This is a genomic window from Mycobacterium sp. MMS18-G62, from assembly GCF_053877835.1.
Window position 1 is genome coordinate 5,484,384 of the sequence record NZ_CM132662.1, and the last position, 22,860, is coordinate 5,507,243.

General features: G+C 65.3%; 25 protein-coding genes. 15 read left to right on the top strand and 10 right to left on the bottom strand.

Annotated features, from left to right (window positions below):
- Positions 1-29 precede the first annotated feature (29 nt).
- Positions 30-686: a hypothetical protein gene (locus ACWW36_RS27350; RefSeq protein WP_456142648.1), complete on the top strand. Its 657-nt coding sequence runs from the start codon at positions 30-32 to the stop codon at positions 684-686.
- Here ACWW36_RS27350 and ACWW36_RS27355 read toward each other — a convergent pair.
- Genes ACWW36_RS27355 through ACWW36_RS27375 form a run of 5 tightly spaced genes read right to left on the bottom strand, consistent with a single transcriptional unit; the run spans position 569 to position 4,661 of the window.
- Entirely contained in the window at positions 569-1,765 is a 1,197-nt protein-coding gene (locus ACWW36_RS27355; RefSeq protein ID WP_456139053.1) for a hypothetical protein, read from the bottom strand. The genes ACWW36_RS27350 and ACWW36_RS27355 overlap by 118 nt on opposite strands.
- A 31-nt stretch (positions 1,766-1,796) precedes the next feature.
- Positions 1,797-2,198 carry a DUF6841 family protein gene (locus ACWW36_RS27360; RefSeq protein WP_456139054.1) on the bottom strand — a complete coding sequence of 134 codons (402 nt, stop codon included), beginning with the start codon at positions 2,196-2,198 and terminating at the stop codon, positions 1,797-1,799.
- Between the two features lie 30 nt (positions 2,199-2,228).
- Positions 2,229-3,128 carry an SPFH domain-containing protein gene (locus ACWW36_RS27365; RefSeq protein WP_456139055.1) on the bottom strand — a complete coding sequence of 300 codons (900 nt, stop codon included), beginning with the start codon at positions 3,126-3,128 and terminating at the stop codon, positions 2,229-2,231.
- Between the two features lie 52 nt (positions 3,129-3,180).
- A complete protein-coding gene (locus ACWW36_RS27370; RefSeq protein ID WP_456139056.1) occupies positions 3,181-3,606 on the bottom strand; it encodes a RidA family protein in 426 nt (141 codons plus the stop codon).
- Positions 3,603-4,661, bottom strand: a complete 1,059-nt coding sequence (locus tag ACWW36_RS27375; protein WP_456139057.1) for an acetamidase/formamidase family protein — start codon at positions 4,659-4,661, stop codon at positions 3,603-3,605. Before ACWW36_RS27375 ends, ACWW36_RS27370 begins: the two co-directional genes overlap by 4 nt.
- Before the next feature lie 211 nt (positions 4,662-4,872).
- Here ACWW36_RS27375 and ACWW36_RS27380 point away from each other — a divergent pair, with 211 nt between their 5' ends.
- Together ACWW36_RS27380 and ACWW36_RS27385 are read left to right on the top strand one after the other, a co-directional pair.
- Positions 4,873-5,172: a hypothetical protein gene (locus ACWW36_RS27380; RefSeq protein ID WP_456139058.1), complete on the top strand. Its 300-nt coding sequence runs from the start codon at positions 4,873-4,875 to the stop codon at positions 5,170-5,172.
- A gap of 102 nt (positions 5,173-5,274) precedes the next feature.
- A complete protein-coding gene (locus ACWW36_RS27385; protein ID WP_456139059.1) occupies positions 5,275-6,135 on the top strand; it encodes an alpha/beta fold hydrolase in 861 nt (286 codons plus the stop codon).
- Between the two features lie 2 nt (positions 6,136-6,137).
- On the opposite strand, the gene ACWW36_RS27390 is transcribed toward ACWW36_RS27385, so the two are convergent.
- From ACWW36_RS27390 to ACWW36_RS27400, 3 genes are read right to left on the bottom strand one after another with little or no spacing between them, the layout of a single operon-like run.
- Positions 6,138-6,968: a mycofactocin-coupled SDR family oxidoreductase gene (locus ACWW36_RS27390; protein WP_456139060.1), complete on the bottom strand. Its 831-nt coding sequence runs from the start codon at positions 6,966-6,968 to the stop codon at positions 6,138-6,140.
- Positions 6,968-7,768 (bottom strand): mycofactocin-coupled SDR family oxidoreductase, encoded by an 801-nt coding sequence (locus ACWW36_RS27395; RefSeq protein ID WP_456139061.1) that lies wholly within the window; start codon positions 7,766-7,768, stop codon positions 6,968-6,970. Before ACWW36_RS27395 ends, ACWW36_RS27390 begins: the two co-directional genes overlap by 1 nt.
- Complete coding sequence (locus ACWW36_RS27400) at positions 7,768-9,363, bottom strand: flavin-containing monooxygenase (RefSeq protein ID WP_456139062.1); 1,596 nt, start codon at positions 9,361-9,363, stop codon at positions 7,768-7,770. The genes ACWW36_RS27395 and ACWW36_RS27400 overlap by 1 nt, the downstream gene beginning before the upstream one ends.
- Positions 9,364-9,465: 102 nt before the next feature.
- On the opposite strand from ACWW36_RS27400, the gene ACWW36_RS27405 reads away from it, so the two are divergent.
- From ACWW36_RS27405 to ACWW36_RS27445, 9 genes are all read left to right on the top strand, one after another.
- Positions 9,466-9,735: a 2Fe-2S iron-sulfur cluster-binding protein gene (locus tag ACWW36_RS27405; RefSeq protein ID WP_456139063.1), complete on the top strand. Its 270-nt coding sequence runs from the start codon at positions 9,466-9,468 to the stop codon at positions 9,733-9,735.
- 93 nt (positions 9,736-9,828) lie between these two features.
- Positions 9,829-11,007 carry an acyl-CoA dehydrogenase family protein gene (locus tag ACWW36_RS27410; RefSeq protein WP_456139064.1) on the top strand — a complete coding sequence of 393 codons (1,179 nt, stop codon included), beginning with the start codon at positions 9,829-9,831 and terminating at the stop codon, positions 11,005-11,007.
- The gene (gene bphC / locus ACWW36_RS27415; protein ID WP_456139065.1) at positions 11,007-11,915 is read left to right on the top strand and encodes a biphenyl-2,3-diol 1,2-dioxygenase; all 909 of its coding nucleotides are present in this window, start codon (positions 11,007-11,009) and stop codon (positions 11,913-11,915) included. Before ACWW36_RS27410 ends, bphC begins: the two co-directional genes overlap by 1 nt.
- A 3-nt stretch (positions 11,916-11,918) precedes the next feature.
- Positions 11,919-13,382, top strand: coding sequence for an FAD-dependent oxidoreductase (locus tag ACWW36_RS27420; RefSeq protein WP_456139066.1), 1,464 nt, complete (start codon positions 11,919-11,921; stop codon positions 13,380-13,382).
- Between the two features lie 148 nt (positions 13,383-13,530).
- Positions 13,531-14,319 (top strand): IclR family transcriptional regulator, encoded by a 789-nt coding sequence (locus ACWW36_RS27425; protein WP_456139067.1) that lies wholly within the window; start codon positions 13,531-13,533, stop codon positions 14,317-14,319.
- 97 nt (positions 14,320-14,416) lie between these two features.
- Positions 14,417-15,352, top strand: coding sequence for an alpha/beta hydrolase (locus ACWW36_RS27430; protein ID WP_456139068.1), 936 nt, complete (start codon positions 14,417-14,419; stop codon positions 15,350-15,352).
- Positions 15,345-15,692 (top strand): hypothetical protein, encoded by a 348-nt coding sequence (locus ACWW36_RS27435; RefSeq protein WP_456139069.1) that lies wholly within the window; start codon positions 15,345-15,347, stop codon positions 15,690-15,692. Before ACWW36_RS27430 ends, ACWW36_RS27435 begins: the two co-directional genes overlap by 8 nt.
- Positions 15,685-16,305 carry a Dabb family protein gene (locus tag ACWW36_RS27440; protein ID WP_456139070.1) on the top strand — a complete coding sequence of 207 codons (621 nt, stop codon included), beginning with the start codon at positions 15,685-15,687 and terminating at the stop codon, positions 16,303-16,305. Before ACWW36_RS27435 ends, ACWW36_RS27440 begins: the two co-directional genes overlap by 8 nt.
- Positions 16,302-16,733 (top strand): nuclear transport factor 2 family protein, encoded by a 432-nt coding sequence (locus tag ACWW36_RS27445; protein WP_456139071.1) that lies wholly within the window; start codon positions 16,302-16,304, stop codon positions 16,731-16,733. Before ACWW36_RS27440 ends, ACWW36_RS27445 begins: the two co-directional genes overlap by 4 nt.
- On the opposite strand, the gene ACWW36_RS27450 is transcribed toward ACWW36_RS27445, so the two are convergent.
- Positions 16,734-17,621: an SDR family NAD(P)-dependent oxidoreductase gene (locus ACWW36_RS27450; RefSeq protein ID WP_456139072.1), complete on the bottom strand. Its 888-nt coding sequence runs from the start codon at positions 17,619-17,621 to the stop codon at positions 16,734-16,736.
- Positions 17,618-19,495, bottom strand: coding sequence for a flavin-containing monooxygenase (locus ACWW36_RS27455; RefSeq protein ID WP_456139073.1), 1,878 nt, complete (start codon positions 19,493-19,495; stop codon positions 17,618-17,620). Before ACWW36_RS27455 ends, ACWW36_RS27450 begins: the two co-directional genes overlap by 4 nt.
- A 102-nt stretch (positions 19,496-19,597) precedes the next feature.
- On the opposite strand from ACWW36_RS27455, the gene ACWW36_RS27460 reads away from it, so the two are divergent.
- From ACWW36_RS27460 to ACWW36_RS27470, 3 genes are read left to right on the top strand one after another with little or no spacing between them, the layout of a single operon-like run.
- Positions 19,598-20,755 carry an acyl-CoA dehydrogenase family protein gene (locus ACWW36_RS27460; RefSeq protein ID WP_456139074.1) on the top strand — a complete coding sequence of 386 codons (1,158 nt, stop codon included), beginning with the start codon at positions 19,598-19,600 and terminating at the stop codon, positions 20,753-20,755.
- An 11-nt stretch (positions 20,756-20,766) separates the two neighbouring features.
- On the top strand, positions 20,767-22,326 hold the full coding sequence (locus tag ACWW36_RS27465) for an acyl-CoA synthetase (protein ID WP_456139075.1): 1,560 nt from the start codon (positions 20,767-20,769) through the stop codon (positions 22,324-22,326).
- Between the two features lie 48 nt (positions 22,327-22,374).
- A complete protein-coding gene (locus ACWW36_RS27470) occupies positions 22,375-22,857 on the top strand; it encodes a polyketide cyclase (protein ID WP_456139076.1) in 483 nt (160 codons plus the stop codon).
- Positions 22,858-22,860 lie beyond the last annotated feature (3 nt).

The window sequence follows — 22,860 nt, forward strand, 5'->3', positions numbered from 1 at the left end:
GATGATTGACTGTGGATCGTCGCATCCCGATGATCGCCGGCATCGTCTTCGCGGTGCTCTACGCCGCTGCGTTGCTTGCAGTTCCGGCGCTTCCCGGCATCGACAAGCCCGGCTACGACATCGTCTCGCATGTCAACGAGCATTCGAGCGCGATGCGAATGCAGGCACTGTTGGTCGCGTTCGGGTCCCTGGCATTGGTCGTGGTGCTGGGATACGCCCGTGACCGGCTGACGGGCCCGTCGGCGTATGTGTTCACCATCGGCTCGGCCATCGTGCTCGTCGAGGTAAACATCGCAATGTGGTTCAACGCCGGCCTGGCATTGCATCCGGATCAGCTGGGATCGGCGACTGCGCGCACCCTTACCGACATCGCTGCGATGTGGGGCCCGATCCTGACCCTCGCCGACATCATGGTTGCGGTACCAATCTTGTTGGCCGCCAACGATGCTCGCTTCCCACGCTGGCTCGGGATACTGGCCGCAGTGTTCGCAGTCGAGCAGCTGATCGAGACGGTCACGATCATCGGCCCTCCGGCCAGTTTCATCTCGCCCGGCGGCGCGATGAACTTCTACCTCGGCGGCCCGCTGTTCATCGTGTTCTTCTTGGCGCTCGGCGTTGCGCTGTCGTTGGATGAGCCGTCGGTCGAGGAGGCCTCGGCGCCGGAGGACGCCGCCACCGACGACTGAACCGGTCCGTCGCCGAGTGTGGGGTTATGACGCGGTTTTTGGCCGAGAGCGTGCTTCGATCCCACACTCGCCGCCTCTGCAGACTCATCGTCTGATTTCACCCCAGTGCGGGCGGGACAGGCCGTTGGCGCCGCGGCTTCGACCTTGGCCGTCTCGACCATGGGCGCCGTCGTCTTCGGCGTCGTCTTGGGCGCGGTCGTCTTCGGCGTCGACGGGAACGGATCAGCCAGCGACGCAGAGATGTTGGTCACCGCCGTGTTGACCGCCGAAACGACGGGTGCGCTCGCCGTGGCGATGACCTGGCCGGCCCGTGTGGCACCGGCCATCAGCGCCGCCGCGGGGTCGCCCGACCGCGCCAGTTCCTGCGCTGCAGCATCCGCGACCTGCACGACGCCCGCCAGCAGCAGTTCACCGGCCTGGAAGGCCACCGCCGTCGTCACATTGATCGCCTCGACAGAAATGACCTGCAGGATGTTTCGGGCGCCCGTCGGGGTCGTTGGCGGTCCCACCGGCTGATTGAGCGCGTCGAGAATATTGGCCCGTCCATTCTGGAGGACCTGCACGAACTCCCCCGGCGTGAATACCGCCGCGCCGACGTTGAATGCCTCGACAACTGCGACGTCGAGCGCGTGGAACGCCTTCGGCACGACCAGAAACACGTCGTTGTTGATCAGCGGTGTCACGGCGGCGTTCGCCGACCCGGTCACCGACGCCGCTGCGGTGCCGATCGCCTGGAGCAGATTGCCCGTCGCCGCCAACGAGCCCACGAAGGTCGCCGGTGTCTGCGCCGCCGCGATCGGCACCGTGATGGCGCCCTGAACGGCGAACGGGCAGATCAGGCTGCAGTACTGGAACTGGTTGCGGATGAAGGCCAACGGAATCGCCCCCAAATCCGGCGCAGCCGTCAACTGCACCTCGCGGGAGACGGTCGGCGGCCGGTGGGGTTCCGGCGGCGGCGCGAGTGGGGCCACAGCGACCGCGCTGATTCCCACTATCGCGACGCCGGCAACGACAGACGAACGGATACGCGCGCGCATGCAATACACACGGCCCACACGGCCGAAAAGTTCGAGTTTCAAGGAATCGATCTTCGAAGGATTCCAGCTGCAGTTATTGGTCTCCGGCGGCGAGCACGACGATCCGCAACCCGGCGACATCGTCGGTGACAAGATAAGTGATTGTGGGGCAGCCGATCTCGGCGCCATCGGCGTTGCGTCGTGACATCGTTGCGCGGTACAGCGCCGACGTCGAGTTGAGCACAGACACTTCCGAATGCATTACGTCAGTGTGGTGATAACCGTTGGCGCGCAGGCCGTCGGCAAGGCTCTGCATCACCGCGGCCGCTTCGTCGTCGGTCATCAACGTCGTCACACCGTCGTTGCTGGTGAGGATCAGCGGCACACCGTAGCGGCGCAACAGCTCGGACAAGTCCCGATCCCCCCTGGCACACGCCGCGAAGGTTTCGAAGTATTCGTCGAACCAGCGATTGACGGCATCGGCTTCCAGGGCCATGTGCTGATCATGCCCCAAACGTTGCCGACCCTAGGTGTTCTGACCCGAACGGCGTCCCGTCAGGGGCTCCTCGAGCGCGATGCCGCGGACGTCGTCGGGCACTGTGGGCGCCGTGAGCTGTGGCGTATCCCCGTTGGTGGAGGTGGTCCCCTCGTCCTCTCGTTGTTCAGGTGTCGAACGTTCCAGGAACCGCAACAGCTCGACAGGGAACGGCAGGATCAGCGTCGAGTTCTTCTCCGCCGCAACCTCGACGACAGTCTGCAGCAGCCGCAGCTGCAGCGCCGCAGGCTGCACAGACATCACCTCGGCGGCCTGGGCAAGCTTCTCCGACGCCTGCAATTCGCCGTCAGCCGTGATGACGCGGGCCCGCCGCTCGCGCTCGGCTTCGGCCTGCCGGGCGATCGACCGTTTCATCGAGTCGGGCAGCACGACGTCCTTGATCTCCACGCGGTCGATGTGGATGCCCCAACCCAGGGCCGGGCTGTCGATCAGCAGCTCGAGGCCCTGGTTGAGCCGCTCACGGTTGGACAGCAGGTCATCGAGATTGCTCTTGCCGATGATCGAGCGCAGCGACGTCTGCGCGACCTGCGCGATCGCGGACATGTAGTCCTGCACGTCGACCGCGGCTCGGACCGGGTCCTCCACCTTGAAGTAGATGACCGCGTCCACCCGCACCGTCACGTTGTCACGGGTGATGCCGTCCTGGCCGGGTACCGGCAACGTGATGATCTGCATGTTCACCTTTTGCAGGCGATCGGCGATCGGGATCAACGTCGTCAGTCCCGGCTGCCGCACGCGGCTTTGCACCCGCCCGAAGCGGAAGACAACGCCGCGTTCGAACTGCTTGATCACGCGGATGTTCTGCACTCCCAGCCAGATCACGCCGAGCGCGGCAGCTCCGGCCACAGCGAGTGAGTAGAGGATGCTCATGGTGTCCTCCTCGACGGACCAACCCACGACAGCCGTTCGGCCGCCATGGGCCTCATGATCCGATTGTGGTCCCCCATCCGCCGCTGCGCCAGCACACCCAGTCGATTTCGACGCGGGCGCCGACCGCCAGACCGGTGACGCCGACACAGGTGCGCGACGGCAGCCGATCGGGAAACCAGGCCGCGTAGGCGGCGTTGAACGCGTCGTAGTCGGCCCAGTCGATCAGGTACGCGCGAACCGAGACGACATCGGTCAGTCCGCCGCCGCACAGCTCGGTGACACGCAGCAGGTTCCGCAGCACCTGATCGGTCTGCGTCGCCACATCGTCGCCGACGACGACGCCGGCGATGTCGGTGGGCATCTGCCCCGTCACGTACAGCGTGGGCCCGGCCGCGGTCGCGTGGGCGAACGGCGCGACCGCCGGCGGCACACCGTCGTCGGGAGTGAACGAGAACGAGCGAATACCGTTGTCGCTCAATCCGATATCCCGGGCCAATGCGGGAAGCAGCGCTTGTCGATGCGGCCGTGCACACCCTGACGCTGGTCGACGACCTGCGTGACGGTGAAATCGGCCGCGACGGACATGAACGAGTACGCGTCGGCGCGGGAAAGGCCGAATTGGCTCTGCAGAATGGCGTGCGTGCGCAGGGCCGCGGTTCTCATCGCCTCATCCAGCGTGTCGCCGAAACCGTGCACCAGCAGCTCGGTAGCGGTCTCCAGGACCGGGACGGTGAACGGCAGATCACGACGAATCGTCAAGCGCAGCAACCCATTCAGAGACGACTCAAGCGCAGTGCCGCTGACTTCGCCGTCGCCCTGGGAGACGTGCGGGTCGCCGACCGACAGCAGCGCGCCGGGCACCTGGACGGGGTAATACATTCTCCCGCCGGCACCGATGCGCCAGTTGTCGACGTTGCCGCCGTGATCGCCGGGCGGCACCGACGAGACGCGCTCGGGTTTGGCCGGTGCGACGCCCATCGTGCCGAAGTGAGGCCGCAGCGGAACGACCACACCGGGCAACGCCGGTTCACGGGCGGCGAGGTCGGGGCTGACGATCGTGCCGGGTTGATCGGCAAGCGGGGTCGCCGTCCAGTCGTAGCCGAACAGCGCACGGCCGACGCTGGCTGCGGCGTCGAACTCGTAGATGGTCACGCGCTCGACGGGCATCTCGCCGTAGAGATAGCCCCAATGCGCGGCCAGGTTGGACCCGTATGGCAGCCGCGGTGTGGCCTCGAGGATGTCGACTTGCAGGACATCGCCGGGACGGGCGCCCTGCACCGCGATCGGCCCCGTCAGCAGGTGCGGGCCAGGGCCGCGGTCGTCGACCCGGTCGAAGATGTCGGTGATTCCGACGTCCATCAACAAATCGGGCGCATCGCCGGCGTGGTGGGTCAGCGTTTCGATCGCGACCAGATCCCCAGAGGAAACGGTGAGCGCCGGCTCGAGCCGAGGGTCGAAGTAGCCCCAGTGCACGGTCGACGGTGTGGCCGGCAAGCGATGCACGGTCGGCGAATCTGTGGCGGAGAGCACCATCGGACGATCATGCCAGCGATGGGAGTTGCCGTCGCGCCGAGATGAGGCGGCTGTCAACAGATTTAATCCTGCCAACAGACGCTCAAATGCTGCCAATGGAATTAAACGGGTGATCTTGACGGTTAGACAAGACAGCTGCAGCGAACCGAACCGCGACAGACATGCCACGGCTCTAAACCAGAAGAAGACGAAAAGAAGAAGGCACCGACAAATGAAGAAGTTCGGATTCGCAACCATACTTGCCGGCGGGTTGACCGCCGCGGTGGTTGGTCTGGCCGCCCCGGCCAGTGCCGCCCCCACCGGTCCTGGCAACGCCCAGGACACGATCAGCAAGCTGCAGGCTGACGGCTACAACGTCATCGTGAACCACATCGGCTCGACCCCGCTGGATCAAGCCACCGTGGTCGCGGTGCGGCCTGGTCAGACCTACAGCCGTACCGACTCGGGCACCCCGGGTGACAGCTTTGGAACCACTGTCACCGACAAGACGGTGTTCGTCGACGTCAAGTAAGACCCCCCGAAACGCGAAGGGGCGCCCTCACAAGGGGCGCCCCTTCGTCGTGTCCCACCCTTCGGACTTGGGCACTGAATCTGTCTGCCACGATGCCAAGCTATGGCAGTGGATCTGACCTACGACGACACACTTCGCGAACTTTCTGCCGACGCGGGCGTCCTGCGCTATCACGAGGCAGGCGAGGGCCCTGCGCTGCTCTTTCTGCACGGCTCCGGTCCCGGCGTCACCGGCTGGCGCAATTTCCGCGGCATTCTCGGCACGTTCGCCGCGCATTTCCGTTGCCTGATTCTGGAATTCCCCGGTTTCGGTGTCAGCGACGACTTCGGCGGCCACCCGATGGTGACCGCATTCGGTGCCGTTGGCACCTTTGTCGATGCGCTGGGCCTCGATTCCGTTGACATCATCGGTAATTCGATGGGCGGCGGTGTCGGCATCAACTACGCGATCCGACAGCCTGCCAAGGTTCGCCGCCTGGTCACCATCGGCGGCATTGGCACGAACATCTTTACGCCGGGCCCGAGCGAAGGCATCAGGCTCCTGCAGGAATTCACCGAGGAGCCGACTCGGCAACGGTTGATCGACTGGCTGCACTCGATGGTGTACGACCGGGCGATCGTCACCGACGAGCTGATCGAGGAGCGCTGGGCACTGGCCACCGACCCGGCCACGCTGGAGAGCGCCCGGCGCATGTACGGCAAGGCCGCGTTCGACCAGATGATGGCGGCTATGCGGGCATCGGATGCCCCGCTGCCGTGGGCGACGATGCACAAGGTGTCGGCGCCGACGCTTCTCACCTGGGGCCGCGACGACCGGGTCAGCCCGCTGGACATGGCGCTGATCCCGATGCGCACCATTCCCAACGCCGAACTGCACGTGTTCCCCAACTGCGGACATTGGGCCATGATCGAGGCGAAGCAGGCGTTCGAGGACACCGTGCTGGCGTTCCTGCTGCGCAAATAGCCTCAGCGCTGGGTGCTTCCGGCGTCGACGGGCAACGCGACGCTCGTGATGTAGCGGGCCTCGTCGGAGGCGAGAAACAAGCACGCGTTGGCGACGTCGACCGGTTCCACCCATGGGATCGCAAGCATGTTCATCGAACATGCCGCCTCGGCGAATTGCTCGCGAGTCACGTGCTTGAGGTCGGGCCGGAAGGCGCCGCGCACATGCTCGTTCTGAATCATCGGCGTATCGGCATTGGTCGGATGCACCGTGTTGACCCGGACATTATGCGGGGCAAGCTCTTTGGCCAAGCTGCGCATCAGGCCGACGACTCCGTGCTTTGCAGCGGTGTAATGAGCTACGCCGACCAGACCCTTCATGCCCGCGATCGAACTTGTCAGAATCATCGAGCCTCCGCCGCTACCGATCAGGTGCGGAGCCGATGCGCGACACGTCCGCCAAACTCCGGTCAGATTGACGTCAAGCATTGTCTGCCAAGCGCTCTCGCTGAGATCGGTGGCCATCGCACGCGACGTGATGCCGGCCGTAGCGCACACGATGTCGAGCCCGCCCAGGCGGTCGACACCGCGATCGGTCGCGACTTGCACCGCGTTGGTGTCTCTGACGTCGACGACCTCCGCGACGATCCGCCCGCCAGCATCGATCACCAGCCGCGCCGTCTCCTCGAGATCGGCGGGCGTGGCCGGTGGAACGACGACCGTATCGACGGGGCCGCAGATATCGAGCGCGATGATGTCCGCGCCCTCTTGCGCAAAGCGCACCGCCTGCGCGCGTCCGATGCCCCTTGCCGCCCCGGTGATCAGGGCGACCTTTCCCTTCAGTCGGTCGCTCATCACGCCCTCGCAAGCAGACCGGCGTCGACCACAAGTTGGGTGCCCGTGATGTAGCGCGCCTCGTCAGACGCCAAGAACACGACGGCGTTACTGACGTCGACGGGGTCCACCCACGGCACCGGCAGCAAGTTTCGTGCCGCCAGAACCTCCGCGACATCGTCGGCGGTCGGGCTCTCCAGATCGGGCCTCAACCGCCGGAACGTGGCTTCGTTGAGCGTCATCGCGGTCGCGACCGCACCGGGATGTACGGTGTTGACCCGGATACGCCTCGGGCCGAGTTCGTTGGCCAGCGTGCGGGCCAGGCCGACCACCGCATGCTTACTCGATGTGTAGTGCGCGGTCTCGGCCGTACCACGTAATCCGTTGGTGGAACTGATGATCACGATCGAACCGCCATCGTCTCCGAGATGGCCGACGGCCGCCTTGACGGTGTGCCACACTCCGGTGAGGTTGACGTCGAGCGTGTTTCGCCACGCGTCCTCGGTCAGCTCCCAAGCAGGCGCGCCCGCGGCGTGGATGCCGGCATTGGCCACGACGATGTCCAGCCGCCCGAATTCAGCGACGCCGGCGCTGACCGCCGCCTCCAGCGCATCCGGGTCACGTACATCCGCCAGGCCCGTCACGCAATGTCGTCCACGTTTCTCGACCTCGGCCGCGGTGACCCCCAGATCGGTTGCTGCGGCGGGGATGTCGAGCGCGATAACGTCCGCGCCCTCATCGGCGAACCGCTCACAATGGGTGCGGCCGGTGCCGCGTGCGGCTCCTGTGACAACGACGACCTTGTCCAACAACCCCGACATCACGACGCCTTGATCAGGTTGAAGCCCTTGTAGCCGGCGTCGGCGACCTCGGCGCACATGTCGTTGTAAGTCGCGAAACCACCGACGAACAACATGAATACCCGCGGCTTGCCCGGCACGTTTGCACCCATGTACCAGGAATTCGCTTTGGGGAAGAGCGTGGCGTCAGCGCGGCGGGCGCATTCGGCGATCCAGTTGTCCACCGCATCCGGCGTGGCCTCGATCGCGGCGTGACCGTGCTGGTCGAGGTATCCAATGCAGTCGGCGATCCAATTCACATGCGCTTCGGCGTGCAGCACCATATTGGCCAGCACCGCCGGGGCGCCGGGCCCGGACACCAGGAACAGGTTGGGGAACCCATCTACCCCCAGTCCCAGATAGGTCCGCGGGCCGTCAGCCCAATCGTCACGCAGCTTTTCACCGGCCCGGCCGACGATGTCGATTCTCGCCAGCGTCCCAGTCATCGCGTCGAAGCCCGTCGCGAGCACGATCGCGTCGACGTCGTAATGCGCGTCGGTGGTGTTGATCCCGGAGGCGTCGATCGACTCGATCGGTGTCCTGCGGACGCTGACGAGTTTCACGTGGGGCTCGTTGAATGTCTGGAAGTAGTTGGTGTCGGTGCAGATTCGTTTCGTGCCGATCGGATGATCGGTGGGGATCAACAGGTCGGCGACCTCCGGGTCATCGATGACGGCGCGGACCTTCTCCTCGAAGAACTTCCTGGCCTCATCGTTGGCCACCGGGTCGACCATCTGGTCGGAGAAGGTCTTCGAGAACAGCACACCGCCGAGCTCCCAACGCTTCTCGAATGCCTCGCGCCGCTCCTCGGGAGAGGCCTCCATCGTCAGCTTGGGGTGAGCGAGATGCGGTGAGCCGCCGCCGCTGCGCCACGAAAGTCGTCGGCGCTCGTCGTAGTTCGCCTTGATCTCGGCGACGTCGGCGGCGGTCAGCGGCTTGTTCCCGGCCGGCACACTGTAGTTCGGCGTGCGCTGGAAGACGTACAGCGCCTCGGCCTGTTGGGCGATCACGGGAATCGACTGGATGCCCGACGATCCCGTGCCAATGACGGCGACTCGCCTGCCGGCGAAGTCGACGCCTTCATGCGGCCAGTGCGCGGTGTGGTAGATATCGCCGGCAAACGTGTTCAGGCCCTCGAACTTCGGTGTCATGGCCGCCGAGAGCGGACCGGTGGCCATGATGCAGAAGCGGGCGGTGACGACTTCACCGCCATCCGTGCTCACCGTCCACCGCATCGCGCTCTCGTCGAGCACCGCAGACGTGACCCGTGTTCTGAAGGTGATGTCGCGCCGCAGGTCGAGCCTGTCGGTGACCCAGTTGAGGTAGCGGAGTATCTCCGCCTGTGTCGCGTACTTTTCGGTCCAGTTCCACTCCTGCTGCAGTTCGTCGGAGAACGAGTAGCAGTAGTCGACGCTCTCGACGTCGCAGCGGGCGCCGGGGTAGCGGTTGAAGTACCAGGTTCCGCCGACGTCGGGTGCCCCCTCGAACACCCGCACCGACAACCCTTGCGAGCGCAACTTATGCAACGCGTACAGGCCGGCGAAACCGGCGCCGACGACAACGGCATCAAGGGTCACGATCGTGACGGTAGCTGGCGTGGGCCCGCCGATGTTCGTCGCTTCCCGGTCACCGGACAGTCGCCGCCTGCAATAGGCGCCGAGCTCTCAGACTGACGTGCCATGCCCCTAGCTGAAGTAGATATCGACGGACAACGGCACCGGGTCGAGTGGCCGCGACAATCGAGTCTCGTCGATGTGTTGATCGACGCGGGCATCGACGTGCCCCACTCGTGCCGCGAAGGGCGCTGCGGGTCGTGCGTGTGCACCGTCGTATCCGGCGAGGTCGACATGGCGCCGAACGACGTCCTCGAACCCGAAGATCGTCAGGCCGGCCTCATCCTGGCATGCCAGGCCAGAGCCTCGTCCGACACGGTGCACGTCGAGTTTTGACGGCCGGCCCAGTTCCGCTGACCGGGATTGGCTGCGGCGCCAGGGCCACCTGAGGTACACCATGAATCACGCCCCCACAAGTAAGGACGAAGCATGACCGAGCGGGTAATCGACCGGGTGATGGAGATGGCCGGCCAACTGCGCGAGCAGGCCGCGGAGGCCGAGAAGATCGGCCGGTTGACCGATCAGACGACCAAGGCGATGAAGGCAGCGGGCAACATCAGGCTGCTGCAGCCCGCCAAGTACAACGGCTACGAGGTCCACCCACGCGAATTCGCCGAAACCGTGATGGCGACCGCTTCGCTTGACCCCGCGGCGGGGTGGATCAACGGTGTGGTGGGTGTGCACCCCTACCAGTTGGCATACGCGGATCCGCGCGTGGCTGAGGAAATCTGGGGCGCCGACGTCGACACCTGGGTCGCCTCGCCGTACGCACCCCAGGGTGTGGCCAAGCCCGTAGACGGCGGGTACATCTTCAACGGGCGGTGGCAGTTCAGCTCGGGTACCGACCAGTGCGAGTGGATCATCCTGGGCGCGATGCTCGGCGATGCCGACGGCAAGCCACTGATGCCCCCACAGATGCTGCACATGATCCTCCCGCGCAAGGATTACGAGATCGTCGAGGACTCGTGGAATGTGGTGGGCCTGCGCGGAACCGGGTCCAAGGACGTCATCGTCCGCGACGCGTTTGTGCCGAGCTACCGGACCATGGATGCCAACGAGGTGATGGATGGCACCGCCCAGCCCAAGGCCGGCATGACGTCGACGCTGTACCTGATGCCGTGGTCGACGATGTTCCCGCTCGGCATCACGTCTGCGGTGGTCGGTATCGCCGAAGGAGCCCTGGCCGCGCACCTGGATTACCAGCGAGACCGCGTCGGCGCCTACGGCGCAGTCAAGGACGACCCGTACGTGATGTACGCGATCGGTGAGGCCGCCGCCGACATCAACGCCGCGCGCCAGGAACTGCTGGCCAATGTCGACCGCATTTACGACATCGTCGACTCCGGCAAGGACGTCTCCTTCGAAGACCGTGCGGCCGGTCGCCGGACGCAGGTGCGCGCGGCGTGGCGCGCTGTCACGGCGGTCGACCAGATCTTCGCGCGCTCGGGCGGCAACGCCTTGCGGATGGACAAACCGCTGCAACGCTTCTGGCGCGATGCGCATGCGGGTCTCGCGCACGCGATACACATACCCGGCACCCCCTACCACGCGTCGGCGCTGAGCTCGTTCGGAGTCGACCCCGAGGGTCCGCTGCGGGCGCTGATCTGATGAGCGTCATCAAGAGCCTCGGCTACATCACCGTTGCGGCCAGCGACATCGACCGGTGGCGCCAATTCGCTTTCGGCGTCTTGGGATTCGCCGAGGGCAAGGGTTCCGACGCGTCGGCGCTGTACCTCCGGATGGACGAGCGCGCGGCCCGCATCATCGTTGTCCCCGGCGACGTCGACCGCGTGCTGACCGTGGGCTGGGAGGTGCGCGACCACGCTGCGCTGGAGGAAGTCAAGGCCACCCTGGACGCCGCCGGTGTTGCCGTCAAGGAACTGTCCGCCGCCGAGGCCGACGAGCGCCGGGTCGAGGAAGTGATCACGTTCGACGACCCGGCAGGGACGACCCTGGAGGTCTTCCACGGCGCGGTGCTCGACCACAGCCCGGTCATCACGCCGTTCGGGGCTCGGTTCGTCACCGGTGATCAGGGTCTCGGCCACGTGGTGATGCCTGCACACGATGCGAACGGACTGTTCGACTTCTATACCGGGGTCTTGGGTTTCCGCTCTCGCGGCGCCTTCCGGGTGCCCGCGCCGCCGGAGTTCGGTCCGATCCGGGTTCGCTTCCTTGGTATCAACGAGCGTCACCACAGCCTGGCCATCTGCCCCGCAATGAACCAGGACAAGCCCGGACTCGTCCACGTCATGGTCGAGGTCGACAGCCTGGACGCTGTCGGGCAGGCGCTGGACCGGGTCAACGCGGAGGGCTTTCAGCTGTCTTCGACGCTCGGCCGCCACACCAACGACAAGATGGTCTCGTTCTACGTCCGCGCGCCCGGCGACTGGGACATCGAGTTCGGCACCGACGGCATGCGGGTCGACGAAAGGTATTACACCGCAGAGGAAATCACCGCCGACAGCTACTGGGGTCACCAGTGGGTCGGCGAGCCGCCCGCGGCGATGCGGATCTAGCCGATGGATACCGACGTCTATCCCAAGCCGGCGGATGCGATCGAGAGTTGGGATTACGAAGCCGATGTCGTGATCGCGGGGTACGGCATCGCCGGTGCCGCGGCGGCAGTCGAGGCCGCGTCGGTCGGGGCCGACGTGCTCGTCCTGGAGCGCACCGGCGGCTGGGGTGGGGCGGCCGCGATGGCCGGCGGATTCATCTACATGGGTGGAGGTACGCCGCTGCAAAAGGCCTGCGGTTTCGACGATTCCGTCGACAACATGGCCGCGTTCCTCAACGTGGCGATGGGGCCGGGTGCCGATGCGAACCGCGTCGGCGACTACTGCGCCGGAAGCGTCGACCATTTCGAGTGGCTGGTGCGCTGCGGGGTGCCGTTCAAGCCGGATTTCTGGGGCGAACCGGGCTGGGAACCGCCTGGCGATCAAGGCCTCATGTTCACCGGCGGCGAGAACGCGTTTCCGTTCAACACGATCGCGAAACCCGCTCCGCGCGGCCATATTCCGCAGATGGCCAACAAGAAGGCTGGCGAGGCGAGTGCCGGCTACATGCTGATGAAGCCATTGGTCGACACCGCAACGTCGTTAGGCGTGCGGGCGGTTTACGACGTGCACGCGTCGTCGTTGGTGGTGCAGTCCGACGGACGCGTCGCCGGGCTCGTCGCCCGCCAGTACGGCAAGCCGCTGGCGATTCGCGCGCGACGGGGCGTTGTCCTTGCCTCGGGCAGCTTCGCCTACAACGACGCAATGCTGGCGCAGTACGCGCCGCGGCTTGTCGGGCGTCCCGCGGCTTCGATCGAACAGCATGACGGGCAGGCGATCCGGATGGCGCAGGCACTGGGCGCAGACCTGGCCCATATGGATGCCACCGAGGTGGCCTTCCTGGTCGACCCCCAGCAGACGGTCCGCGGCATCCTGGTCAACGGGCGCGGTCAGCGCTATGTCCCCGAGGACATGTACTCGGGCCGCATCGGGCAGCTGACGCTCTACCACCAAGACGACACGGCGTACCTCATCATCGATGGCGAAGCGCACGAAGAGGCCAATGCCGCGACTTCCGCGACGCCGTTCCTGAAGCGCCCGGCCTCGTGGATCTGCGAGACAGTGGCCGAACTCGAATCCGAGATCGGCCTGCCCTCCGGTGCGCTGCAAGCCACCGTCAGCACGTACAACGATTTCGCCGCGCGCGGTGAGGATCCGTTGCTGCACAAGAAACCTGAATGGTTGAAGCCGATCGGCACACCCGTCGGCGCGATCGATCTGCGCGGCAGTTGCGCCGGTTTCACGCTCGGCGGGCTGCAAACCACGCTGGACTCCGAGGTGCTGCACGTCAGCGGCTCACCGATCCCCGGCCTCTACGCCGCGGGTCGCTGCACCGCGGGCGTGGCGGCGTGGGGTTACGCCAGCGGCATCTCGCTTGGCGACGGCAGCTTCTACGGTCGCCGCGCCGGCCGCTCCGCTGCGAAGGCCTGACTCTCTTCGTCGTTTTTCTGGACCACGGCTGTTGTCGTGGTGTCTTCGCGACCACGCGCAGAAATCGACGCACTTACGTGACACCGGCCACACTCGTATGGTACAAACAGTCATATTACTAATAGTCATATGAGCGCGAGGAGGCGTCATGACCGCGGCCGTCGAATCCACCACTCCGAGTGCCGTCATCGATCGGGTGTCGCTGGTGCTGGACGCCTTCGACGGGCCAGGACGGCTGACGCTTGCTCAGGTCGTCCGTCGGACGGGCCTGCCCCGGTCGTCGGCACACCGGATGCTGGAGCGGTTGGTTCAGTTGCGATGGCTTCGCCGCAGCGGCCGCGACTACGAGCTCGGCATGCGGCTCGTTGAACTCGGATCGCTCGCGGTGCACCAGGACCGGCTGCATCGCGCGGCGATCCCCTTGCTGCACGATCTCCACCGCGCGACCGGGCTCGTCGTGCACCTGGCGGTCCTCGACGGCTCGGATGTCGTGTACCTGGAAAAGATCGGCGACCGGATGGCCGCCGCGATCCCCACCCGCGTTGGCGGACGGCAGCCTGCGCACTGCGCGGCCGTCGGCAAGGCGATGTTGGCGTACAACGAAGCCGGCGAGGTCGATCTGACCAGTCGCAAGACCAAGTACTCCATCAGCACGCCGGCGCAGCTGACCGCCGAACTGGCCAAGGTTCGCGCCCACGGAGTGTCGTTCGACCGTGAGGAGTCGCTGGCCGGATTCGGTTGTGTCGCAGCGCCGATCGGCGCGCCGGACGAAGCCGTCGCCGCGGTGTCGGTGTGCGGCCCGATGAACCGGATGATGTTCGACCAGCGCCTGGCCGCTCCGGTACGGATGACCGCGATGGGAATCTGGCGCAACGTCGAAGACCGTGTGGCGCCGACACTGCAGCAGGTTCGCCCGCTGCGACGCATCCCGGCATGAGGACCCGAAGACGAGCGCGAGTGAGGATCGCAGCGAGGAACGAGCGAGGACCGGTGGGCCCACGCCCGAAGGGCAGGGGACGAGCGTGAGTCGAGGCATGAATTTGGACCCGCAGATCGCGGAAATTCTCGACGCGCTCGACGCCGGATTTCCGCCCGTGCACACGATGACTGGCGCGGAGGCCCGGGCGGTGATTCGGTCTCGCTTCGTCGCACCCTCGGCGCCCGAAGCGGTTGGTGAGGTTCGTGACGCGTCCGTCCGCGGTCCTGCGGGCGACATCGCAGTGCGGATCTACCGCCCGGCGTCAATGTCGGGTCCAGTGCCCACTCTTGTGTATGCCCATGGCGGTGGGTTTGTGTTCTGCGATCTCGACAGCCACGACGGCCTATGTCGCAACTTTGCGAATCTGATTCCCGCCGTTGTCGTTTCGGTTGCTTATCGGCTGGCGCCGGAAGACAGGTGGCCAGCGGCCGCGGAGGACGTTTTCACGGTGACGCAGTGGGCAGCCCGCAACGCGGATGCGCTCGGCGGCGACGCCGGCCGCATTGTGGTCGGTGGTGACAGTGCGGGCGGCAACCTTGCGGCAGTGACCACGCTGATGGCCCGCGACCGCGGAGCACCGGCGCTCGCCGCACAGCTGTTGCTGTATCCGATGATCGCTCCGAACTTCGACACCGCATCCCACCGCGCATACGGCGCTGGCTTCTACAACCCGCGAACCGCGTTGCAGTGGTACTGGAATCAGTACGCCCCCTCCCCTGCTGATCGCGAACATCCCTATGCCACACCACTTCTCGGAGACTTGCGCGGATTGCCGCCGTCCGTCGTCGTCATCGCAGGCCACGATCCGCTACGGGACGAGGGAATTGCATTCGTGGAGGCATTGGAAAATGCCGGCGTGCGGACGACGCGGCTTGATTACGACGGAGGCATCCACGGATTCATGACGATGCCAACGCTGAACCTCGCCCGACATGCGCGCGCGCACGTGAGTCGGCATTTGTCCGCGCTTCTTGCAGGTGCTCGTGTCTGAGGGCTTGGTGTATGTCATCGACCGCGTCGTGACGCAGCCGGGGTGTGCCCGCAAGTTTGTCGACTACTACCTGGCAGAGTATGCGCCCGGTGCTCGCGAGCGCGGAATGACATTGCGCGACATTCTGGTCAGTCCGCCGATCTGGTTCACCGATCGGAGCAACACGGTGACCATCACATGGCAACTACCCAGTGCACAGGCGTGGTGGGAGATGACCTGGAAGAGCAGGCCCGACCCCACCGTCGGCCAATGGTGGGCGCACATCGACGAGCTCATCGCTGAGCGGTCCCGCAGTGTCGCGGCCGCCGTCAACGATGTCGATGGGCTCTGCGATGTATAGCGTTACGCGGCTGATTCACACATCGTCGAATGTCATACGGGACCGCTTACTGCCATCCCTGCGGGCGTTCGCCACCGATGCCGACTACGCAGTCGTCGCGCCCACGCTACCGGGAGTGCGCAATGGCGGCGACATCCTGATGCACCTCCGGTTCACGGAAGCCGGCCAGTGGCACTCTGTCGCAGACGATCTCGACGCCATCCTGTCGGCACCAGGGGTGACGCACATCGATGGGGCGGAGTACCTCGGAATTCCCGAAGCGGCCGATCAGTCCGCGCCGGGCACGGTGTACCGCACGCTGCTACTGCGGGTTGCGCCGGACAGCGACGAGGCTTCGATCGCCCGATTCGAGGACGACCTGCGGCTCCTACCACGTTATGTCCGGGCGATCACCGCCTGGCAGCTCAGCCGCGTCGAGTCGGCCATCGGGCAGTCTCCTTGGACCCACGTGTTCGAGCAGCAATTCACCGATGTCGACGGCCTGATGGGTCCCTACCTCATGCACCCGGTCCACTGGGCTTACGTGGATCGTTGGTTCGATCCCGAATGTCCGGAAGTCATCGTCCACGATCGCGTGTGCCACAGCTTTTGCGCGATTGGTGCCACGGCATGACCTGCAACTGCTCAGATCTGCACGCCATAATCGCCGTTCTCAACGCCTATGCCAAGTGCCTCGATACCCACGATTGGCCCGGCCTCGACGACGTTTTCCATCCGGACGCGACGGCGGAGTACGGACGGCGGCTCGAGAGTCGCCCGGCCATCGTCGACTCGATCCGTGGCTTCCTCGACCAATGCGGACCATCCCAGCACCTGCTGGGCAACTACGAGATCCACATCGAAGGGGATCGCGCAGTAGCGGTGACAAAGGCGCGGGTCATCCACGTCGGTGCTGGGCCACGCGCGGGTCTGACGCCATACGAGGCGATCGGTGTGTACCGCGACCGGCTAGTCCGCACCTCCGACGGTTGGCGAATCACTCACCGCACGTTCGACGTTCACATCTCCATCGGTGACATCGCCGTGTTGCACGCGCGATGACTAGACCCCGTCGGCGAGGATGTTCGGATTGGCCGTCGGGGGCGGTTCTAGTGGCGGCAGCAGCGAGACACCGTCGAGACTGTGCACCGGCAGCCGCTGCGACCACGGGTAGTGCAGGCTGAATGCGACCAGCCCGGTGCGTTCGGCGGCCGGTAGGTGGCACATCGCCAGTACGGTCTCCGCGAGATATTCGACGGGTTCCGTCGGGAAGGTGCCCGGAATCAGTTGAGCCGCACCAGGTGTGCGGATAGCGGTGGATGGACCGACACAGTTGACAGCGATGTTCGCATCGAACAACTCGGCCGCCACCCCCTGGGTGAATCTATGCAGAGCGGCTTTCATCGACGCGTATATCACGTCGCCGGAGGTCTTGTTGTATTCGCGGTAGGGCCGCACCGGCGCCACCCCGGTCACCGATCCGATGTTCACAATCCAGCCCGCCCCTTGCTTGCGCATGTGCGGCACCGCAGCTCGGGTGAGCACGAACGGCGTGCGCAGATAGTGCTCTACCGTGCGATCGAACGTATCGATCGACATCTCCTCGATCACCGAGTAGTCGGCGAAGCCCGCGTTGTTGACCAGGATGTCGAGGCGTCCGGTCCGGTCAAGCGCCTGATCGACCAATCGGTCACGCTGGTCGGGGTCCTCGAGATCGGCGGCGACGCCGAACGCCGTTCCGCCTGCCTCCTCGATCAGCTTGACCGTTTCTCCGATCGTGCCGGGTATCGCCAGCGTCGCCCCTCCCCGCAGCGATGGCGATGGATCGTGGGACCGCGCCGTCACCACGACCGTCGCCCCTTCGGCCGCCAGCCGCTGGGCGATCGCCCGGCCGATCCCCCGGCTGCTGCCGGTGACCAAAGCCGTTCTGCTGGCTAACTTTCCGGTCATCTGATGTCGAAATGCTCTTCGATGGGCGCCCGGTGCTGATGCCACAGATCGATCAGCCGATACGGGGTTGCTACCACCACCCGGCCCGAACCGGAGCGGTAATAGGTGTGCGCGTTGGGCGTGTGGCACCAGACGGTGCGCAACATCGCCTCGTCGATGCCGGCGACATAGTCCTCGTAGGCCTGCTGCGTCACCTCCATCGTGGTTGCGCCGCGCAACGCCATCAGTTGCAGGCACTCGACGACGTAGTGCGCCATCACCTCCATGGAGAAGTTGGCGCCCGCGCCGTGCCCGGGACTGTAATTCGGTGCCGAGTTGATGAACAGGTTCGGAAATCCGGGCACGGTGCCACCGCGGTACGCACGCGGACTGTCGCCCCACTCGTCGGACAGCTTGCGCCCGCCGCGACCGCGAATGTCGATGGTGGACAGGAAGTCCAGGTGATAGCCGGTGGCGTAGATGATCACGTCGAGGTCGATCTGCCTGCCGTCGGCGGTCACGATCCCCTTCGCGTTGACCTCGGCGGGCTCGTTCGCTTCCACGTCGACGTGGTCACGGGTCAGCGCCGCGTAGTAGCCGCCCGGGTCGCGGATGATCCGCTTGCCGTAGGGGGCGAAATCCGGGGTGACCTTCTCCGCCAATTCCGTTCCCTCACCGAATGTTCGGTCGATGTACTCCAGGCACATCTGCAGCAGCACATCATTGGCCGGTGAGATCGACAGGTGGCTCTTCGCCCATTCCGGGTCCTGCAAGATCACTGGATAGTTGTTGTCGGCCGTGGCCCAAAACGATTTCAACCGGTGCCAGTTCGCGTAATACGGCAGGTGGCGGCCGAGGTAGCGGCGGTGCTCGGGAACGTCGTCGGAAGACCGCTTACGCGGCGCCACCCAGTGCGGCTGGCGCTGAAACACCGTCAAGTGTTCCACTTCATCGACGCAGGCGTCGACGATCTGCACCGCCGTGCAGCCCGCACCAATGATCGCAACGCGCTTGCCTGACAGATCCAGCGAGGCGTCCCACAGCGCAGAGTGAATGCTGATGCCCGCGAACGACTCCCGGCCGACCACCTCCGGCCAGCGCGGGCGGTTGAGGTAACCGGCGGCGGTGATCACGGCACTCGCGAAGCTGACATCTCGGTTGCCATCGCGGTCAACCGAATGGATCTGCCACTGCTCGCGCTCCTCGTCCCACCACAGCGCCTCGACCTCGGTGCCGAACCGAGTGTGCTCACGCAGACCGTATTTGTCGGCCAGCGACACCAGATACGTCTGATATTCGCCGCCCTCCGGGTAGTAGCTCGACCAATCCGGGTTCACCTCGCGCGACAGCGAGTAATACGCAGCAGGTGTATCCACGCCGATGCCCGGATAGGTCGTGGTCAGCCACGTACCGCCGACTTCGTCGTTGCGGTCGAAGATCTCGTAGCCGACCCCCGCATCGGCGGCGGCGAGCGCGGCGATGATGCCGGCAAGCCCGGCACCGACGATGGCCACCGTCAAGGTTTCCGGAATCGGCACCGTTCGCGGGAGCGTCGGCTGCGAGAGCTGGAAGCCACCCTGCTCGAGCAACAGTGGAACGAACTCGTCGTCGACATCACAGCCCAATGCCAGCGGCAGCAGTCGCTGGAAAAGATGTGGGTCGACAGTTGCCGGCGCGCTCCCAGCGGCCAGCGCATCGATGACGGCCGCTACGAGCGCCTCCGCGGTGTCCGGGTCGGTTCTACCCGCACGCTCCGGCGGGTCGGGAACGTGCGATATCGCAGGTCCGAACCTGTCGATCACCGACGCATCGCCGGTGAGCTGAGTCAGCACCGCCACGAGGACGCCAGGGTCGGCCCGGCGCAAATGAGTCAGCAATTCGGCGTCAGTCGTCACGACTACCGAGTATCGAATCGGCAGGCGCCGACGTGGGCGCTGCTGTCTACTGAGCGGGACAGCTATCGCTGCCGGCTACATGCACACGCCTACGCTGCGGCCATGCAACGGGTGCATTACGACGCTGACCACCGAGCATTCGCCGAGTTGGCCGGCGATTTCGCGGCCAAGGAAGTCGCGCCCAACATCGCCGACTGGGAAACCGACGGGATCATTCCGCGCGAGGTGTTCGCCAAGGCCGGCGCGGTCGGGCTGTTGGGTTTCGCGGCCGCCGAACGCTTCGGCGGCGTCGGCGCGCGCGACTTCCGCTACAACCAGATCCTGATCGAAGCATTCATGGACGCCGATTGCGGCGGGGTGGGCCTGAGTTTCGCTGTCCACAACGACATTTGCCTGCCGTACCTGGCCGATCTGACCACACCCGAGCAGCAGGACCGTTGGCTGCCCGGCTTCGTGAGCGGGGATCTGATCGCGGCCATCGGCATGACCGAGCCCGGAGCCGGATCCGACGTCGCGGGCATTCGCACGTCGGCCGTCGATGCCGGAGACCACTTCGTGGTCAACGGCGCCAAGACCTTCATCACCAACGGACAGAATGCCGACCTTGTCATCACGGCGGTGCGCACCTCGCCCGAACGTCACCGCGGGCTGACGCTGGTGGTGCTCGAACGCGGCCTGCCAGGTTTCGAGCGCGGCCGCAACCTCGACAAGTTGGGACTGCACTGCCAGGACACCTCCGAGCTGGTGTTCACGGACGTGAAGGTGCCCAAGGAGAATGTGCTCGGTGAAGTGGGTCGCGGATTCGACTACATGATGAGAAATCTTCCGCAGGAACGCATGCAGATCGCCGTGGGCAGCCTTGGCCGCGCCCGCGCTGCGCTGCGTTGGACGGTCGACTACGTGCGTGAGCGGACCGCGTTCGGCAAGCCCATCGGGGCTCTCCAGAACACACGGTTCACTCTCGCCGATGTCGCCACCGAAGTCTCGGTCGCCGAGGCTTTCATCGACCGATGCGTGAACGAACTCAACACCGGGCGTCTTTCGCCGGCCGACGCAGCGAAGGCCAAGCTGTGGGCAACGGAGATGGAGTTCCGGTGCCTTGATTCATGTCAACAGATGTTCGGCGGCTACGGCTACATGCGGGAGTACCCGATCGCCCGGTCGGCGATAGACGCTCGCGTCACGCGGGTCTACGGCGGCACGTCGGAAATCATGCGCGAGATCATCGGCAGGGACTTGAATCTCGCACCGAACAAGTAAAGGACGACGCAATGCAGGTGCGCAGCCACTCACTGAGTGACATCCCGCGACGCTCCGCACGCAGATACCCCGACAAGGTCGCGATCATCGATGGCGATCTCACGTTGACGTTCGCCGAGTTCGACGAACTGGTGGATCGTGCGGCGGCAGCGTTGCATGACAATGGTTTTGCACCGGGCGATCGGATCGCGCTGCTCGCCCACAACTGCTGGCAGTACGCCGTGCTGGCGTTCGCCACTGCTCGGGCAGCGGTCGTGCTCGTGCCAATCAATTTCATGTTGACCGCCGAGGAGATCGCCTTCATCCTCGGGCACAGCCGCGTCCGCGGCTTCATCGTCGAACACGATCTGATCAACACTGCCGAGCAGGCGATGGCACATAGCGGCTCGGTGATCGCGAAGGTGGCATTGAACGCCGACGGGCAAAGGGCGCCTTGCGGCTGGTACGACTTCGCGCAGTGGGTGACCACGACGACACCCGCACCGGACCTCGAAATCGCCGACGATCAGATGCTGCGGGTGATGTACACCAGCGGCACCGAATCGCGGCCGAAGGGTGTGATGCACTCCAGTCGCAGCCTGGTGTCGAACTATGTCAGCACCATCGCGGCCGGATCGATGTCGGCCGACGACACCGAAATTCATTCGATGCCGCTGCACCACTGCGCGCAACTGGACAACTTTCTTGCCACCGACATCTACCTCGGCGCGACCAGCATCATCATCCCGCGGCCTGATCCGGAAGTGATCCTGCGCGGCATAGAGACGTATCGTGTCACCAACTACTTTGCGCCACCGACGATCTGGATTTCCTTACTGCGTTCACCGTTGTTCGACCAGATCGACCTGAGCACTTTGCGTAAGGGCTACTACGGCGCATCGGCGATGCCCACCGAGGTCCTCCAGGAGATTCGCGAGCGACTGCCCAACGTTCAGCTGTGGAACTTCTACGGCCAGACCGAGATGGCGCCGTTGGCGAGCGCGCTGGGTCCCGACGACCAGGCCGAGCACGCCGGCGCGGCGGGCCGGCCCGCGATCAACGTCGAGACCACGATCCTCGACGACACCGATACACCCGTCCCCCACGGGACTGTCGGCGAGATCGCGCACCGTGGCCCCCACCTGATGCTGGGTTACCTCGACGATCCCGTGCGCACCGCCGAGGCGTTCCGCGGCGGCTGGTTCCATTCCGGAGACCTCGGCTACTACGACAAGTTCGGCCTGCTGCACGTCGTCGACCGCAAGAAGGACATGATCAAGACAGGCGGCGAGAACGTCGCAAGCCGCGAGGTCGAAGAAGTCTTGTACCGGCACCCCGCCGTGCAGGAAGTGGCGGTGTTCGGCGTCCCGCATCCCGTGTGGGTCGAGGCCGTGGTGGCGGCCGTCGTCGCTCGCGAAGGCGCCAGCGCCACGGCTGACGAGCTGATCGAGCACTGCCGCAGGCACCTAGCCGGATACAAGACACCCAAGCATGTGTTCTTCGTCGACGCACTGCCGAAGAACCCCAGCGGCAAGTTGCTCAAGCGCGAGCTCCGGACGCGCTTCGGCTCCGAACAGAACGTGTTCCACTGACCGGACACAACTGCATCCGCTTCCACATCGCGGCGGTTGACTCGCTCTATGAGCGACGACATCACGCTGGCCGAAGTTCAGGAGTTCATTGCGGGCTTCTGGTACCACTATGACCAGGGCCATTTCAGCGAACTAGCGTCCCGAATCGGCGATGAGATGGAGTACCTGAGCCGCTCTGAATCCGGCGCATGTCCGTTCGAGAACCTGCTCGCGGCCGAACTGCACGGCGGCGCCGAGACGCTGGCATGGCTGACCCAGCACCGCAACGAGAATCCGTACCCGCTGCGCCACCACGCGACCAACATCTTCCGCACCGGAGTCGACGGGCCGGTCACCAACGTCCGCTTCTATCTGTTCGTCAATCAGGTCACCAATGCGGTGCCGTTCGCGGTGTCCAGCGGTGTTGTCGACGTCGGTGTGCGGCGCGCCGCCGACGGCCTGGTGTTCACCTCGATGAAGGTCGTCCTCGACGCCGACGATTCGGTGCCCTTCGCCGAGTACAGCAGTGCGGCAGCGGCGACGGGTGCGTAGGCA

Coding starts and splice junctions, on each gene's coding strand:
- ACWW36_RS27395 (WP_456139061.1), bottom strand. CDS start 7,768: ATGTCGGGGTTGTTGGACAAGGTCGTCGTTGTCACAGGAGCCGCACGC.
- ACWW36_RS27365 (WP_456139055.1), bottom strand. CDS start 3,128: ATGAGCATCCTCTACTCACTCGCTGTGGCCGGAGCTGCCGCGCTCGGC.
- ACWW36_RS27440 (WP_456139070.1), top strand. CDS start 15,685: ATGTATAGCGTTACGCGGCTGATTCACACATCGTCGAATGTCATACGG.
- ACWW36_RS27470 (WP_456139076.1), top strand. CDS start 22,375: ATGAGCGACGACATCACGCTGGCCGAAGTTCAGGAGTTCATTGCGGGC.
- ACWW36_RS27460 (WP_456139074.1), top strand. CDS start 19,598: ATGCAACGGGTGCATTACGACGCTGACCACCGAGCATTCGCCGAGTTG.
- ACWW36_RS27430 (WP_456139068.1), top strand. CDS start 14,417: ATGAATTTGGACCCGCAGATCGCGGAAATTCTCGACGCGCTCGACGCC.
- ACWW36_RS27350 (WP_456142648.1), top strand. CDS start 30: ATGATCGCCGGCATCGTCTTCGCGGTGCTCTACGCCGCTGCGTTGCTT.
- ACWW36_RS27450 (WP_456139072.1), bottom strand. CDS start 17,621: ATGACCGGAAAGTTAGCCAGCAGAACGGCTTTGGTCACCGGCAGCAGC.
- ACWW36_RS27420 (WP_456139066.1), top strand. CDS start 11,919: ATGGATACCGACGTCTATCCCAAGCCGGCGGATGCGATCGAGAGTTGG.
- ACWW36_RS27375 (WP_456139057.1), bottom strand. CDS start 4,661: ATGGTGCTCTCCGCCACAGATTCGCCGACCGTGCATCGCTTGCCGGCC.
- ACWW36_RS27445 (WP_456139071.1), top strand. CDS start 16,302: ATGACCTGCAACTGCTCAGATCTGCACGCCATAATCGCCGTTCTCAAC.
- ACWW36_RS27360 (WP_456139054.1), bottom strand. CDS start 2,198: ATGGCCCTGGAAGCCGATGCCGTCAATCGCTGGTTCGACGAATACTTC.
- ACWW36_RS27380 (WP_456139058.1), top strand. CDS start 4,873: ATGAAGAAGTTCGGATTCGCAACCATACTTGCCGGCGGGTTGACCGCC.
- bphC (WP_456139065.1), top strand. CDS start 11,007: ATGAGCGTCATCAAGAGCCTCGGCTACATCACCGTTGCGGCCAGCGAC.
- ACWW36_RS27405 (WP_456139063.1), top strand. CDS start 9,466: ATGCCCCTAGCTGAAGTAGATATCGACGGACAACGGCACCGGGTCGAG.
- ACWW36_RS27425 (WP_456139067.1), top strand. CDS start 13,531: ATGACCGCGGCCGTCGAATCCACCACTCCGAGTGCCGTCATCGATCGG.
- ACWW36_RS27385 (WP_456139059.1), top strand. CDS start 5,275: ATGGCAGTGGATCTGACCTACGACGACACACTTCGCGAACTTTCTGCC.
- ACWW36_RS27465 (WP_456139075.1), top strand. CDS start 20,767: ATGCAGGTGCGCAGCCACTCACTGAGTGACATCCCGCGACGCTCCGCA.
- ACWW36_RS27390 (WP_456139060.1), bottom strand. CDS start 6,968: ATGAGCGACCGACTGAAGGGAAAGGTCGCCCTGATCACCGGGGCGGCA.
- ACWW36_RS27410 (WP_456139064.1), top strand. CDS start 9,829: ATGACCGAGCGGGTAATCGACCGGGTGATGGAGATGGCCGGCCAACTG.